At 40.1% G+C, this 14,874-nt stretch carries 14 protein-coding genes; 8 read left to right on the plus strand and 6 right to left on the minus strand.

Annotation, left to right across the window (positions count from 1 at the left end; all coding sequences use genetic code 11):
* Positions 1–109 precede the first annotated feature (109 nt).
* On the plus strand, positions 110–850 hold the full coding sequence (locus tag AC2SLN_RS01650) for a 3'-5' exonuclease (protein ID WP_486548826.1): 741 nt from the start codon (positions 110–112) through the stop codon (positions 848–850).
* Between the two features lie 99 nt (positions 851–949).
* On the opposite strand, the gene AC2SLN_RS01655 is transcribed toward AC2SLN_RS01650, so the two are convergent.
* Positions 950–1,870, minus strand: a complete 921-nt coding sequence (locus AC2SLN_RS01655) for an alpha/beta hydrolase family protein (RefSeq protein WP_486548825.1) — start codon at positions 1,868–1,870, stop codon at positions 950–952.
* 364 nt (positions 1,871–2,234) lie between these two features.
* On the opposite strand from AC2SLN_RS01655, the gene AC2SLN_RS01660 reads away from it, so the two are divergent.
* Entirely contained in the window at positions 2,235–2,915 is a 681-nt protein-coding gene (locus AC2SLN_RS01660) for an LOG family protein (protein ID WP_486531721.1), read from the plus strand.
* 40 nt (positions 2,916–2,955) lie between these two features.
* Here AC2SLN_RS01660 and AC2SLN_RS01665 read toward each other — a convergent pair whose 3' ends face one another.
* The gene (locus tag AC2SLN_RS01665) at positions 2,956–4,575 is read right to left on the minus strand and encodes an FAD-dependent oxidoreductase (protein WP_486548824.1); all 1,620 of its coding nucleotides are present in this window, start codon (positions 4,573–4,575) and stop codon (positions 2,956–2,958) included.
* A gap of 190 nt (positions 4,576–4,765) precedes the next feature.
* Here AC2SLN_RS01665 and AC2SLN_RS01670 point away from each other — a divergent pair, with 190 nt between their 5' ends.
* Complete coding sequence (locus tag AC2SLN_RS01670; RefSeq protein WP_486548823.1) at positions 4,766–5,173, plus strand: DUF1294 domain-containing protein; 408 nt, start codon at positions 4,766–4,768, stop codon at positions 5,171–5,173.
* Between the two features lie 285 nt (positions 5,174–5,458).
* Here the strand turns inward: AC2SLN_RS01670 and lspA are convergent, their stop codons facing one another.
* The 3 genes from lspA to yihA all read right to left on the minus strand — a co-directional run bounded on the left by lspA (position 5,459) and on the right by yihA (position 9,914).
* Positions 5,459–6,091: a signal peptidase II gene (gene lspA, locus AC2SLN_RS01675; protein ID WP_486548822.1), complete on the minus strand. Its 633-nt coding sequence runs from the start codon at positions 6,089–6,091 to the stop codon at positions 5,459–5,461.
* Positions 6,084–8,930 carry an isoleucine--tRNA ligase gene (gene ileS, locus AC2SLN_RS01680; protein ID WP_486548821.1) on the minus strand — a complete coding sequence of 949 codons (2,847 nt, stop codon included), beginning with the start codon at positions 8,928–8,930 and terminating at the stop codon, positions 6,084–6,086. Before ileS ends, lspA begins: the two co-directional genes overlap by 8 nt.
* Before the next feature lie 279 nt (positions 8,931–9,209).
* Positions 9,210–9,914, minus strand: a complete 705-nt coding sequence (gene yihA / locus AC2SLN_RS01685; protein WP_486548820.1) for a ribosome biogenesis GTP-binding protein YihA/YsxC — start codon at positions 9,912–9,914, stop codon at positions 9,210–9,212.
* 574 nt (positions 9,915–10,488) lie between these two features.
* On the opposite strand from yihA, the gene AC2SLN_RS01690 reads away from it, so the two are divergent.
* The 4 genes from AC2SLN_RS01690 (at position 10,489) to AC2SLN_RS01705 (ending at position 13,577) form a co-directional block, all read left to right on the plus strand.
* Positions 10,489–10,791 (plus strand): c-type cytochrome, encoded by a 303-nt coding sequence (locus AC2SLN_RS01690; protein ID WP_486548819.1) that lies wholly within the window; start codon positions 10,489–10,491, stop codon positions 10,789–10,791.
* Positions 10,792–11,137: 346 nt separating this feature from the next.
* Positions 11,138–11,788 (plus strand): c-type cytochrome, encoded by a 651-nt coding sequence (locus AC2SLN_RS01695; protein ID WP_486548818.1) that lies wholly within the window; start codon positions 11,138–11,140, stop codon positions 11,786–11,788.
* 344 nt (positions 11,789–12,132) lie between these two features.
* Positions 12,133–13,245, plus strand: coding sequence for a hypothetical protein (locus AC2SLN_RS01700; RefSeq protein ID WP_486548817.1), 1,113 nt, complete (start codon positions 12,133–12,135; stop codon positions 13,243–13,245).
* Positions 13,242–13,577: an RnfH family protein gene (locus AC2SLN_RS01705; RefSeq protein ID WP_486548816.1), complete on the plus strand. Its 336-nt coding sequence runs from the start codon at positions 13,242–13,244 to the stop codon at positions 13,575–13,577. Before AC2SLN_RS01700 ends, AC2SLN_RS01705 begins: the two co-directional genes overlap by 4 nt.
* Before the next feature lie 165 nt (positions 13,578–13,742).
* Here the strand turns inward: AC2SLN_RS01705 and AC2SLN_RS01710 are convergent, their stop codons facing one another.
* Positions 13,743–14,114, minus strand: coding sequence for an outer membrane protein assembly factor BamE (locus AC2SLN_RS01710; RefSeq protein WP_486548815.1), 372 nt, complete (start codon positions 14,112–14,114; stop codon positions 13,743–13,745).
* A gap of 257 nt (positions 14,115–14,371) precedes the next feature.
* On the opposite strand from AC2SLN_RS01710, the gene fur reads away from it, so the two are divergent.
* On the plus strand, positions 14,372–14,809 hold the full coding sequence (fur, locus tag AC2SLN_RS01715; protein WP_486548814.1) for a ferric iron uptake transcriptional regulator: 438 nt from the start codon (positions 14,372–14,374) through the stop codon (positions 14,807–14,809).
* The last annotated feature ends 65 nt before the right edge of the window (positions 14,810–14,874 follow it).

The raw sequence follows: 14,874 nt of genomic DNA on the forward strand, positions 1-14,874 counted from the left end.
AAGCTATGAGTATAACAAGAGAGTCGCTATACACAATAGCTATACCTTGTATGAAAACAACTGAAAATAATCAAACTTAACCCATTAATGCCAATACAGTCTAAATATTATGTCAGAAAACGCCACCAATCCCAGTGCCATCAATACCATCACAACGAATGCCAATACTACGAGTGCCTTTGCTCTAATCATTGATACTGAAACTGATCAAGGGCGTGATCCACGACCTATACAAGTGGCGACAATAGAGGTGCATAGCGGTTATGAATGGATGTCTTACTTCAATAGTGGTCGCCCTATATCGCCTTTTGTCACTAAAATCCACGGAATTACTAACGAAGATGTGGCTGGTATGGAAGCCTTTGATTTGAAGAGATTCACGTTGGCAAACTATCTCATAGGCCATAATGTGCGCTTTGACTGGGGGGTAATAGGGCGACCGAACGTTAAGCTGATCTGTACGGTTCGTTTGGCGAGAGCAGCCTTTCCTGGATGGCAGGGGTATTCACAGTCTAAGTGTATTGAACAATTAATGGGTAAAGATAAAGCGGCTGCCATGACTGCGGCGGCGCACGATGCATTGGGAGATGCGCGTATGTGTTATTTGCTATATAAAGCTTGCTGTGAGCGTTTGCAGTTTGACTATACAGATTTTGAGACCGCACACAAAATATCCAATACTGCTAATCCAATCATTAAAATGCCCTTTGGTAAATATAAAGGGCAATTGATTAGTAGTGTACCCCTCAGTTACGTAAAATGGATGCTAGCTAATATTGATAACCTGACACCTTCTTTATATTCTGCTCTACAAAAGAGGGTAGCGGATGAGAAGGCAAACGACCGTTAACCGATATAATTAAATGATAAGGCTGAGAAAAGGAGATAACCACAGGTTGTTATAGATTAGGACTGTTTCAAATTGTTTTTTTATGATAGTTAATTTAGCTTATTGACCATGATTTTCTATCCAATCAGTAACCATACCCCATAGTTTAGGTGCTTTGGCATAGGTTTTACGACTAAAAAAGGTCATGTGCCCTATATGCGGTAATCCTAATGCCTTAGGATGTATCCTGTGTTTTTCAACCGGCATAGCGGGAAACACAGCTAGCATATCGTCTACGTTTTTAGCATTGGCAATATCATCGTCAGTAAAGTTTAGCCATAGTGCAGGTGCTGAAAACTCATCATAATAATGGGTGAATATCGTTTTGCCAAATGCCGTTTTCACATAACCTTTACCATTGCACCAGTCTCTCCACTCCTTGGCAACCCCTGAAGGTAGCGGTTCGCCCATACCAAATTTGTCAGATGGGGTATAGCCAAGTAGTAGGTTGCTTATAGGAATAGCACATTGCATGAAAAACAGAGCTTGTGCCTTGAAAGGGAAGTCCATATTTTTAATACGCCCTGAAGAGCAAGCAATATTTACAACAGAGGTTATGGCTTGATAATTAGGCATGAGGCCAATGAGTTGTCCTCCAGCGCTGTGACCGATCAGATGATATTTTGCATTTGGGAATTTATCTTGTAGTGCCTCTAAGATAGCCGTTTCATCATGACGACCCCAGCTGATTAATGTGGCATCACATTTAGATAGTGGACAAGTCAAGGAGTCGCCAATGCCTTCGTTGTCATAAGTAATGACACCAAACCCTTGGCTCGCTAGATAGGTAGCAAAACTATTATAAAATCCACGTTTTATTCCGGTTGCAGGTGCTATCATGATGACATTTTTAATGTGGTCACTTTGAGACTCTTTGGGCAGATATAAGGTTGCCGCTAAAGGTTGATTACGTCCAGTTATGACGGTTAACTGAAAGTTGTCTACCTCATAACTGATAGGTTTCTCTTTGATTTTGGCCATGCTAATTTCCTTCTAGCGGCTGCATACAATTAAAATTATCTGGTCTAAGTGTCGTTAATTCTAGTCAGTAGCCTAGTTGTTGTTAAACTGAACTATAGTTGGTTAACGTTTAAACCGCTACGGTGTTACCTAGATGTACTACGTATATTATAGTCGCTAGGTCTCCTGCTAGCGAATTTAGAATCCCTTGATTATAAACATTCAGATAGATAAATGTGACAACCACTACCTGTGTTATTATAATTAGTCATTATTTTGAACGACCAAGCAATTAGAAAGACCTATTCCATTTAAAATAACTGTCTGAAAATAAGTCAAACTAAAAATAATTTTAAAACTCAATTAATGAAGGTAATTTTTATATATGGCAAAGATTTCTAAAACAGCTGCCAACCCAGTTGAAAATAAAGCGATTACCAGTAAAGATGTTGAGCGTGTAGGAGAGGTAGTGGATAAAGCCTCGATCAATCAACGTCTGGTTGCGGTGTACTGTGGTTCTCGTATTGGTAATAATCCAGTATATGAAGCATCAGCTAGAGAGTTAGGCGCTGCTTTAGCAAAAAATAACATGGGACTGGTCTATGGCGGTGCCAGTATTGGTCTAATGGGTGCAGTAGCTGACACGGTTATTAAAGGCGGCGCCAATGCAGTAGGCGTAATACCTACCTTTATGCTTGATTACGAAGTGGCACACGAGGGGCTCACGAGGCTACATCTTACTGATACTATGCATACGCGCAAAGCCATTATGGCAGAATACGCGGATGCTTTTATAACCCTGCCTGGAGGATTAGGGACATTAGAAGAAATCATGGAAATTGCCACTTGGCGCCAGCTTTATCAACATGAGAAGCCAATGATTATATTAAATATCAATGGATTTTATGACCGCATGATTGAGCACTTAAAGCATACGGCTGAGCAAGGATTCATGAAGCCTGAAGACTTAGAAAGGTTGGTGGTATGCAATGATATAGAATCTGCAATAGGTTTATTAAATAAGTATGTGAACATTGAAGACTCTATAGATATTGACAAGATTTAATGTTATATCATAGCTAGGGTTATATAGATAAGTTGACATATTATAGCCCTCTTTTAGTTGATACGTTGTCATGTGAAGTTACCACTCTGGACATAGCCTGTGGAAAGTTACGCTCAAGGGCCAGGGTCTTAGATAACTTATCAATATCGGCTTTGGTCGTATACTGTAAGTACTCCCAGTTATGCCGCTGTCGGGCAGGCTCAAGTGTCGCATTAGAAGGCAATAAATTTTGCTTGTTAAATTGATTACATATGTAATCAGCGGCCAATAGTGCAGAGGACGCTTTTACGTTTTCTGCACGAGCATAGTTCATATCAGGGTAGAGGCTGACATCGGCAACTCGCAACGTATCATTTTCTCCAGGAATTTGCTGCCCACCATATAATGCATTGTTAGTGGGTTTTGCCGTCGCAAAGTTAGGAACGAATTCACTGACTTGGTTAATTGCACGTTGACTACGTTCATGCAGTTTTTCAATATCCCAGCCTGCTTCAATATAATCCAGATAGGTAGGTTTGAGTTTGGGCTGAGCATCGTTTTGTTTAGTGGTCACTAGACCATCATCAAATAAAGTGACATCTTTGCCCATGCTATGAATTTGATAAAAACCATCAGGGTAAGGGGTAAGCTGTACCATCCCATTGGGTGTGCCCCGTTTACCGTGGATAATAATTTCTGGAAGTCTCATAGAGCTATTGACCCTATTATCTTCTTTAGCGTGCTCAGAGTTGTCCCAAAATGCAACATAAGAAGCTTTAAACTCCACCATGCGTTTGGCTGGGACTCCCACCATATTATCAATCTCGCCTGTTCTAAATCCGCAAGCATTAATAAGGTAATCAACAGTTATGCTTTGTGGCTGATTATTTGCAGGCTTGACATAAAAACTATTATCTTTCTCATGTGTTTTTAGATAGTTAATTTGCCATTTTGAGCAGGAGTTTTTCGAATCCTCTCCTTGAGCACGCACACTGGTTACCCGTGCATTTAATAATATTTTTGCATTTGAATAATGGCTTAACGCAATATGAGCAGAGGCAGCTAGTCGGAATATATTCCATCCATATTCTCTGACAGCCACAACTGGATATTTAAGTTTATCTAAGTCTAGTTGCCGTGCTGCCGCAGCTACCCACTCATCCGTTTCATGAGGGTGGGTATTACTTGTTAAAGGTATGTCAGGGTTTATTAGCCTCTCTAAGTCCTGGCGTTGATATAAGCGAAAGTAATCTTCAGGATTACCTAGTACTTTATTATCAGGGTCAGTAGCAATCATTTGACGATATACATCAGTCAACAAATGCAGACGGGGTAGTAGATCTTCAGGGTTACCGTTGTCGCGTAAGGGGATAGCGATAATCGTTGGCCTTACGTCTATACTATAAGGATACATGCGTAACATATCGACTGATTGTTTTAACAGCTCGATGCAATCTTCATCAGGAATTTCTCGATATAGGTTTCCACCTGCATGTAAGTGGCACATAGGCGGGCCATCGATTAAACTGGCTTTGGTTTCGAATAAGTAGGTTTGAACCCCCAAAGCTGCTAAGCGAATAGCAATGGTAGACCCAGCAACACCGCCACCAATAATACCTACCGTAAAAGGATGGTTACTGGTGTTTTCAAATGAGTGGGGCATATTATTAGAGTTATTCAAAATTTTATCTATCATTATAGTTGAGTCAGTGCAAAGGTTTAAGGTGTCATTAGGATAACAAAAATGGATTAATATAACTGTTGCTACATAGTAGAGTACGATTGATTAATGGTGGCATATATAGTGATATGCAAGCGCTACTAAAGTATAAAAAATAGATGTAATAGTTTTATATTTCAATGAGATGATGATGAAAAAAAAGATTACAAGACGATCTCGAAGGCAGATTAGCTTTAAAGATAAACAGAAAAGTCAGTTAATCATTGGTCTAGGTTTCTATGTCGTGCTTGCCATTATGGCAATGACTGGCAATCTTACATGGTTGATAGTGGGTTGGTATGCCTTTATTGGCGTAGTAACTTATGGGGTATATGTAAAAGATAAAAGAGCAGCAATACATAGCAAGTGGCGTACACCAGAAACGACTTTGCATCTATTGAGTGTGCTTGGAGGTTGGGTAGGAGCAATGGTTGCGCAAAACATACTGCATCATAAGACCCAAAAGTCTGAATTTCGTCTGGCCTATTATTTGACGGTAATTATTAATTTAGCAGGCCTGCTTTATATTACTGTTGACGGTAATATCTCCCGTTTTTAATTATTTTTAAATAGGTTGAGCCTATTTTAAGTAGATTAAGAATAAGTAAAGCCCGTGTTAAAAACGGGCTTTATATCTTGGATAAAATATAAATCAGTAGTCTTAAACTTGCAGGGCCTACTATTTATCATACTTGTACTTATTTTTGCTAACTACTTTAATGTTTGCATTTTGTATCGCTTATTCAATAGGGCTCTTTGCTAACACTGGTTTTATAAGATTGTTATAGAACTTTCATAGCACGGTTAGATTTTAGACTCAAAATAAGCGCTTGTCGTAGGCAGTTTAAGAGTAGCCCTTATGTATGGCATTGCGCTTACCCTCTAAAAATAGCATATCAATAACCACAAGCGCCACCCCCAGCACAATACCCATGTCCGCAATATTGAAAATAGGATAGTGCCAGACGTCGGCATAATGTACATGAATGAAATCAACTACTTTGCCAAGGCGTATGCGGTCAATTAAGTTACCAATAGCGCCGCCCAAGATTAAAGCAAGACCAAGGTTCAAGAGCTTGGCCTGACGAGGGGCTTTTCTTAGATAAATAATCAGAAAAATCGACATTATCAGTGCCAGACCAGCGAAAAACCACTTTTGCCAGCCGCCTTGGTCAGCTAAGAAGCTAAAAGCGGCCCCATAGTTATATGCCAGTGTCCAGTTTAGAAAAGGCTCAATAATGGGTACAGGCTCATGGAATGTGAGTTTGCTTTGAGCAATCCACTTTGTCCACTGGTCAAAACCGATAACGATAAGCGATAGCACATACCAGAGCAGTGCTCCACTATGGTTTGGCACCAGTTTAGATTGCTTAGTCAAGCTTGGCGACCCTGTTGCATAGGCAGGCTTTGGGTCTGTATTATTAGAGCTTGATGTATTAGGCCTAGTAGTCTTACTAGGCTCTATAGAATTAGGCATAATGACGAACCTCTCCAGGACCTTCGATATTGCTGACACAACGTGTGCAAATCTCAGGATGGTTGCTGTCATTACCCACATCATCACGCACATGCCAACAGCGGATACATTTGATGCCTTGTGCTGAACTAACGTCTACGCGAAGATTATCTAAGTCAGTTTCATCTCCAGACAGCTCATCAGAAAGCTTATAGAGGCTTGCAGAACTGGTAATTAATACAAAGCGTAACTCATCTTCAAGTTTAGCCAAGCTGTTATATACGTTGCCAGCTGCATGAATAGTTACTGCTGCTGATAAGTTGGCATTAATGCGTTTTTCTTCACGTGCCGTTTCAATCACTTTGTTGATAGCATCTTTGGCTTCTAAGATTATTGCCCAGTCTGCTTCACTGATCTTATCCATGGTAAAGTTAGGTAATTGATACCACTCTTGGGTAAACACATAAGCGTTATCGCCTGTCGCTGTGTCTTTAAGCAAGGCTTCCCATGCTTCTTGAGCTGTAAAAGGCAAGATGGGCGCAATCCATCGTAATAAAGCATGAGTGACGTGATACATTGCGGTTTGAGCGGAGCGGCGTGGTTTGCCATTTGTCATAGTCGTGTATTGACGGTCTTTAATAATATCTAAATAAAATCCGCCTAAATCTTGTGAACAGAATGCCGTCACTAATTGAGTCACTTGATGGAAATCCATCGCATCATAAGCGGCAATAATGTCCTTTTGCACTGACTGTGCGCGCAGCATAATATAACTGTCAAGACTGACTAGCTCGTCCATAGGTAGGCTGTCTGTCTTTGGATTAAAGTCATCAGTATTGGCGAGCAAGAAGCGTACTGTGTTACGAATACGGCGGTACATGTCTGTCGCACCTTTGAAGGCCTGTTTACCGGCATTCATCTCGTAGCGATAATCGCTTGATGCGATCCACATACGCAGCATATCGGCACCAGTTTTATTAATCTCATCTTGCGGGTTGATGATATTACCTAGAGATTTACTCATCTTACGGCCGTTTTCATCAACGACAAAGCCATGTGTTAGCACTTGTTTATAGGGTGCTCTGCCATACATAGCTTCTGAGGTCAACAGCGAGGTTTGGAACCATCCTCTGTGCTGGTCTGAACCTTCTAAATACATGTCAGCAGGATGGGCTAAGGCGTCATCTTGTTCAAGTACGGCAAAATGAGTGGTTCCTGAATCAAACCACACATCTAAGGTGTCCGTAGATTTAACATATTGTTTGGCATCCTCACCAATAAATTGCTCAGCATCGGCATCAAACCAAGCTTCAACGCCACCTTTCTCAATAACTTGCGCGATATCTTCCATCAACTGCAAGGTATTGGGGTGTAGCTCATCGGTTTCTTTATGGATGAAAAATGGGATAGGCACGCCCCAAGTACGCTGGCGTGAAATACACCAATCAGGACGGCCCTCTACCATAGATTCAATGCGGTTTTGCCCCCATGCTGGTGTCCAAGTAACATTAGGAATGTCCTGCATGGTTTGCTGTCTTAGCGTGCTGCCACCGTCACTGACTTCATGGTCCATACGGATAAACCACTGAGGCGTCGCACGGAAGATAATCGGTGTTTTATGACGCCAGCAATGCGGATAGCTGTGTTCCATTTTATAATGTTTAAGTAGCAGTCCGCTTTCATGCAGTGTCGCAATGATTTTTGGCTGCGCTTTATAGATATGCTCACCGACGAAGACTTCGGCGGTATCTAAATACACACCGTTACCCCCGACAGGATTCACAATAGGTAGGTTATAACGTAAGCCTACAATGTAGTCATCCGCACCATGTGCAGGCGCTGTATGCACTAGTCCTGTACCACTCTCAGTCGTCACATGATCTCCAAGAATAATCGGTACTTGACGCTCAGCAATAAGAGGATGTTGCGCTTTAATTAACTCGAGCCTATCACCCTTTAGAGTGGTAATAAAACCCTCATTAGTTAGACCAAACGTCTCTAACGCCTTGTCAACTAAATCAGTGGCTAATATTAAATTGCCTTTACTGGTTTTAACAATACTATATTCAACGTCTGCACTGACTGCAATGGCTTGGTTAGCAGGCAGCGTCCAAGGGGTAGTAGTCCAGATAACGGCAAACGTCTGCTCAGTATTGCCGTCCGGTAATAGCTGCGATGGGTCGACTATCTCAAATGCTACATAGATAGCATCCGAAGTTTTATCTTCATATTCAACCTCCGCTTCTGCAAGGGATGAGCTGCAATCAAGACACCAGTTTACAGGTTTCATACCCCGTGTAACGTATCCGTTAGCATAGATTTTTCCCAGAGCGCGCACGATATTAGCTTCTTGATGAAAATTCATAGTGAGGTAGGGGTTTTCCCAATCACCAAACACGCCAAGACGTTTGAAATCAGCCATTTGTAAGTTAACTTGGCTGCGCGCATATTCGCGGCATAAGCCTCGAAACTCAGTAGCAGATACTTTCTGACCCACTTTACCGACCTTAGCCTCTACTTTTTGCTCAATCGGTAGACCATGACAGTCCCAACCAGGCACATAAGGTGCATCATAGCCTGAAAGTGTTTTTGACTTAATAATAATGTCCTTTAGAACTTTATTGACCGCATGACCCAGATGGAGTTGCCCATTGGCGTAAGGAGGGCCATCATGCAAAATATATTTGTCACGGCCCGCTTTCGCTTTACGAATTTTGCCATAAACATCATCAGCTTCCCATGCTTTCAACCAGTTAGGCTCACGTTTGGCTAAATTACCTCGCATTGGAAAAGCGGTATCGGCAAGATTTAGGGTATCTTTGTAGTCTTTGGTTGGCGCATCAGTTTTATTGTCAGTCATAGTACGGTCTTATATATTTTGATTAATTGATTAAAATTAGGATAAGGTAGTTAGCTGTCATAATATTAAAAGCTATGTGCAAAACAGTCATAGATATTCATAATATCAAGATTGTTTCTCAACTTGCCGCATATAGCTATAAAAAAAATGGAAAAGGCATTATAAAATAAAACCCTAGCTAATGGGGTGTTAAGAGTCAACAATCTCAAAGTGTGATTTATTGCTAAGTGTCATTTATCGCACTGTAATATGTTCTAATCATGAGTTATTTCATAATGATTACTCTCTTATGATTCGGCTGTCTTTATTATCAGGATGACCATCAATTCTTAGCCATCTACCCATCACTTCAGCAAGTTCCTCTATGCCTTCTTTTTTGAGTGAGGAAAATAACTGAATGGAAAACGATAGGCCTAATTTGTCCATTTCACGTTTGGCATTGAGTAATACATTTTTTGCTGGTCCGTATTTAAACTTATCAGACTTGGTCAATAAAACATGAACGGGTAGGTTACCTGCTTTTGCCCACTGTAGCATTTGTTGATCAAAAACTTTTAACGGGTGACGGCTATCCATCATTAGGACTAAACCTGCCAGACTTAAACGTGATATCAAGTATTTTTCTAGTTCAGTTTGCCACTCAATCTTCATTTTCTCCGGTACGGCAGCATAGCCATAGCCAGGCAAATCAACGATGCGAGTATCAGGATTACCAATACTAAAAAAGTTTATCATTTGCGTGCGTCCTGGAGTTTTAGAAGAACGCGCCAGTTGACGTTGATTGGTTAAAACGTTAATAGCAGATGACTTTCCCGCATTTGAACGCCCGGCAAAAGCCACTTCGTACCCTAAGTCTGGCGGGCACAATTTGAAGGTAGGTGCTGACAGCATAAATTCGGTTTGCTCTAGGCGTTTTCTAGGCGATAAATGAGAGAGATCCTGTTCTATAGTGTCTGGTTGGGTATAGTCTGGTACTTTGGTCATAAGGGGTCTCAAATTTCATGGGCTTTGATGCTGGAAGATCGATGCTGCGATTATGAGCAACTTGTTTTTTATGGCAGACCATTACTATTATAACGAGTCTTGCGCCGTAATGATAATATAGTCAACCATATCGAAAACTATTGTAGACGATCCTGTTTGCTGATCATTTTATTTAACGATTTTAAATAGCGATAGGTCTTTCAGTATGTTTTTGATTTTAATTGTATTAACGTTGACTTTTTTTTCGGTACCGGGTGTGAGATATATCACAGATATTTATCACACCTTATCAAAATGTCACAAACTCATCACATCATAGACATTGAAATTACATTAAATGATGCCATAATCTTAATAAGAATGAGTTTATAGTTGTTTACTGAAAAATGGTTAACTTAAATAGAATTAGCGCTTTAAACTTTTCACTCATTTAAGCTTTAAATATATCCACTTAAATTTAATGATCTCCCTCACTTAACAACTCTAAGTTTTACCTAACCTAAATTGGTTATAACGTATAGACTCTAGCCATTAATGTTTAGAAATATAATTTTAATAGATCAGGAGGATAGCCATGTTATCCGAAAAAAAGCTACCTGTATTGTTTGCAGGTCTCCTTCTAGCGACTCCTTTGCTGGCAAATGCTAATATTGCACAAAAGTACGAGGAAAGCTGTGCGACCTGTCACGCCACTGGTGCGCTAAACGCTCCAAGAACGGGTGATACTGCCTTGTGGAAAAAGCTTAAGTCTCAAAAAGGGATGCCTGCGCTCGTTAGTTCAGTGAAAAATGGTATGCCTCAAATGCCGGCAGGTGGGTTATGCAGTGATTGTAGTGATGCTGATTTTCGGGATTTAATTGAGTATATGTCCAAATAGATAGATTTGAAACTATATTGTTAGATATTTTTGGACATTGATTTCATTAACAAAAGCCCTGATAATATCAGGGCTTTTGTTAGTTATGCTTATTATGCAACGGTTTTAGACTGTATATTCAACAAAAGCCTCGGATTAGTGTTACCTTAAGGTAGCTATTTTTACTAAACTATTGCTATAATAAAGTCCTTAATTATTCTTTGTGGGTAGTTATAACCTTATTGATTATCGTCTATTGAGCGTTAAGCTTAAGCCTAAATGATGTTTTTTGTTATTTTTAGCTGAATAGACATTAAGTTTTAACTACTAGCTACCGCCTTAAAGATTTTAGTAGGATTAGACTACGATGAAAAAATTGCTCGCTGCCACCAGCCTATTTTTTGCCAGTCTCAGCGCCCATGCGGTTATTGCTGTTCCACAGTATGACATTGAAGCAGGTCAAAAAATTGTGGAGACCAACTGTGCTGCATGCCATGGTTTAAATGGCATTAGTATTGTACCGTCACAGCCTAACTTAGCGGGTCAAAATGTACGTTATTTGTATAAGCAACTGACAGAGTTTAGAACAGGTGTGCGTATAAACGGCATTATGGCTGCACAGGTTTCTGGCCTTTCTCAGCAAGATCTAGCTAATGTAGCCGGCTACTATGCGGCCCAAAAGCCTTGGGGAGCATTCGCTGGCAATCCAGCTACTACTGCGGAAGCAACTAAGATTTATTTAGGTGGTGATGGCAAGCGTGGGGTCATACCCTGTTCAGGTTGTCATGGCCCTAAAGCTGGTGGTAATGCTTATGCAGCCTTTCCACGTTTGGGTGGACAGCATGCAGAATATCTGGGGATTCAGCTAAAGATGTTTCGTGCTGCTGGTCGTGAAGATGATGCCACAGATGCACAGAAGCGTGTTAATGACACTGCGGGCATGATGCAGACGGTTGCTTCTAAATTATCAGACCGAGATATTAGAATTCTTTCTGAATATTTAAGTGCCGTTCATTAATCGATTGCTGTTATGAATAAGTTATTTGTAGACGACGCTTTTATAATATTGGCTGAGTTTATAGATAGACAAAAACCCCGTTAATCGGGGTTTTTGTTATTATGTTTATCATACATATATAAACTTGTAAATTGACTGGTTTACAATGAACAAAATAGCAGCCAATCCATACCCAATAACTTGTATAACAAAACAGCTTTGATGAAAATATTTTCAATTAAAGGGCACAAAATCAAGCACTAAAAATAGGACTAAAGTTCGTAGACTTAATGTGTTGAGTCGTGCGACTAAGGTTCTTGTGTAAGGTATCCCTATTACAAAATTTTATAGCAGTGGATGTTACCATGCATAACCGTATAGCTTCTCTTTTTATAGCCGCGCTTCTACCTTTATTATTATTTGGTTGGTTTACACCCACATCAACCGGTCAGATTGACTTTTGGCTCATGTGGTTAGTGGCCATGTTTGCCGTAGGTTTGCCATTATTATATGCCGAGCTCGGACTTGCATATCGTAGTCAACAAACCCCAGCTATCGGGATTCAAACTTTAACGAGGCAGGCAGACACCAGTACCGTTTGGCGTAATTTTGTTTGGTTAACTGTAGTGATGGCTTTAATAATCTCTGCACTGAGTATAGACGCTGTTGCCAGTAATTTATTAGACACTATGGCTAAGATAGGCATTGTTATGGAAATGCCAGATTTTGCTTTATCATTGGCTATGGTGGTTATAGCAGGAATATTGAGCCTAATCGGCGTGTCAACCTTGTTCGCAGCAGTGTTACTTCTTGCCTTATCTTTTGTCATTGCTGCTGTGACTAACATGCCAGATGTTGCTTTTAACATGACTGAAGCAACTTTAGGAGAGTGGGCTAGAGCAGTGATACTAGCTTTAGTTAGTGTGGGCGTTGGCACGGGATTGTATTGGTTTAATAGCCCGCTAGTAGGCTCTCTGAACCAAAGAGAGGAGACAACGCCATCAAGTCGTGTTCAACAAATTGCCTCAAAAAGCGTTTTTCCCATTTGGCTAACACAGCTGGTCATCGGTAGCATTGCATTGGTATTTACCAAAGCTGCTTTGTCCCCAGTAGCGATGCTAACTTATGCTCTTGGCGTGCTCGCATCGGCAGCGTTTTTGATGCATTATGCCAATACACAGTTGGCAACTCGCTTTGGACGGTTTGGTATTTTTATAGCCGCTATTATAAATATAGTGATTACCATGATATTAGTGGTGGCGGCCAAGCCGTCTATATTGAGTCTTTTGTTGGTTTTCATTAGTATAGTAAGTGCGCTTATCTTGGCTATATTTTCAGGTTGGAAGATGAAGATTAGCCATATGCGTAAGTCTTTAAACTTCGGTTCTGAAGTAGTTTACAACCTTTGGCGGGTGGCCATTCGAATTCTGGCACCTCTACTTATTATTGTGGCAGCTATTGGATGGCTTATCTCATGAGGGATACTAAGGTCGAAAAAATACCCATAAGTTTGGCTTATGCACCAACTGATCACGAACATCTTTATATAGAGTGTGAGGTTAATAAAGGTACACAGCTAATGGATGCATTAACCCAAACCGGTTGGTTGGCCCAGTATCCTGAGTTGGCAAAGTGGTGCGAAGAAAATAAAAATGAAGGCAAGATTGATAACAAAGCGTGGCGAGTGGGTGTTTTTTCTTATAAAAAGCCTTTAAACTATGAACTTCAATCACATGATAGAGTTGAGGTATACCGTCCCTTAACTATAGATCCGATGCGTAAGCGTAAAAAAAGAGCGACTCAGCAATAGCAAAAAGTCTGCTCTTTTAGAGCTTCTCATCAATCTTAATTGAACCCTAGCATCCTATGTTTATTCACACTGGATGCAGATGCAAGTGAACAAGACCACGTCAGGCAACATTATTGGCTTAATTAAGTCTGGAGCACCATAGGCATAATTTTGTTAAACGATAGGTTATTTAGATGTAGGAAGGGTTTCAATCCCTTCCACTCGTGTGACAATTTTGGTGTCATCAAAGTAAATAATTAAATGTTGGCTTGCATTTTGAACGGCTTCTTTGCCGTCTCGCTTGCCATACGTACCAGGGGTATAATCATAGATATAGTCCCAGCGGTTTGGGGCAAGAGTATCGCGCATAGCAGGGCTACCTAGTAGGTATAACACTTGATTTTGTGACATGCCCACTTGTATTTTCTGAGCCTGAGTTTGTGTGATAGGGGTGCCTTGAGGTAAATCAATTTTATATACACCAAAAACGGAACAGCCAGATGCTATTAATGCAAGAGACAACGTGGTTGAACAGAGTGTTAATTTTAATAGTTTCATAATTTTATTTTCTTAAATATACAAGTTTATTGATATTAACGTAAAATTTCAACAGATAATATATGTGATATATCACGATGAAAACATTATTGGAGAAGCAATTACATCTCGTGATTGATAAGGTAGTGTCAAAAATTGTGTAGAAGCAAATCATACGTCAATTACTTGCAATTGCCTACCATTTGCGACATTATTTATTAAATTCTAACATTAAATATTATTAAGCCCAAAACCAAAACCAAAAGATAGGGATTATAATGAATACAAAGTTTACTAATCAAGATTTACGTAAGGCAGGCTTAAAGGTTACGCTGCCACGTATTAAAATACTTGAGCTGCTTGAAAGTGCTGAACATCACCATATGAGTGCGGAAGAAATTTATAAAGCACTTATTGAGCAAGGTGAGGAAGTGGGTCTTGCAACAGTTTATCGAGTTCTAACTCAGTTTGAGCAGGCGGGTATTGTTGAACGTCACAACTTTGAGAATAATTTATCTGTCTTTGAAATTACTCAAGACGACCATCATGATCATATAGTATGTGATATTTGTGGCAAAATTGTAGAATTTCACAATGAAATAATTGAAGAACAACAACTTAAAGTTGCTAAAGAAAATGGGTTTAAATTATCTGCTCATTCACTTGTGCTTTATGGTATTTGCAATAGCGAAGAATGCCAAGCTTCTGTTCAATAGTGTAGTGAAGCCGTTTAGAGGAAGATAAATAACGATATAGATGTTATAGCCCATTCATATTTGCC

The organism is Psychrobacter sp. CX90 (assembly GCF_057396305.2).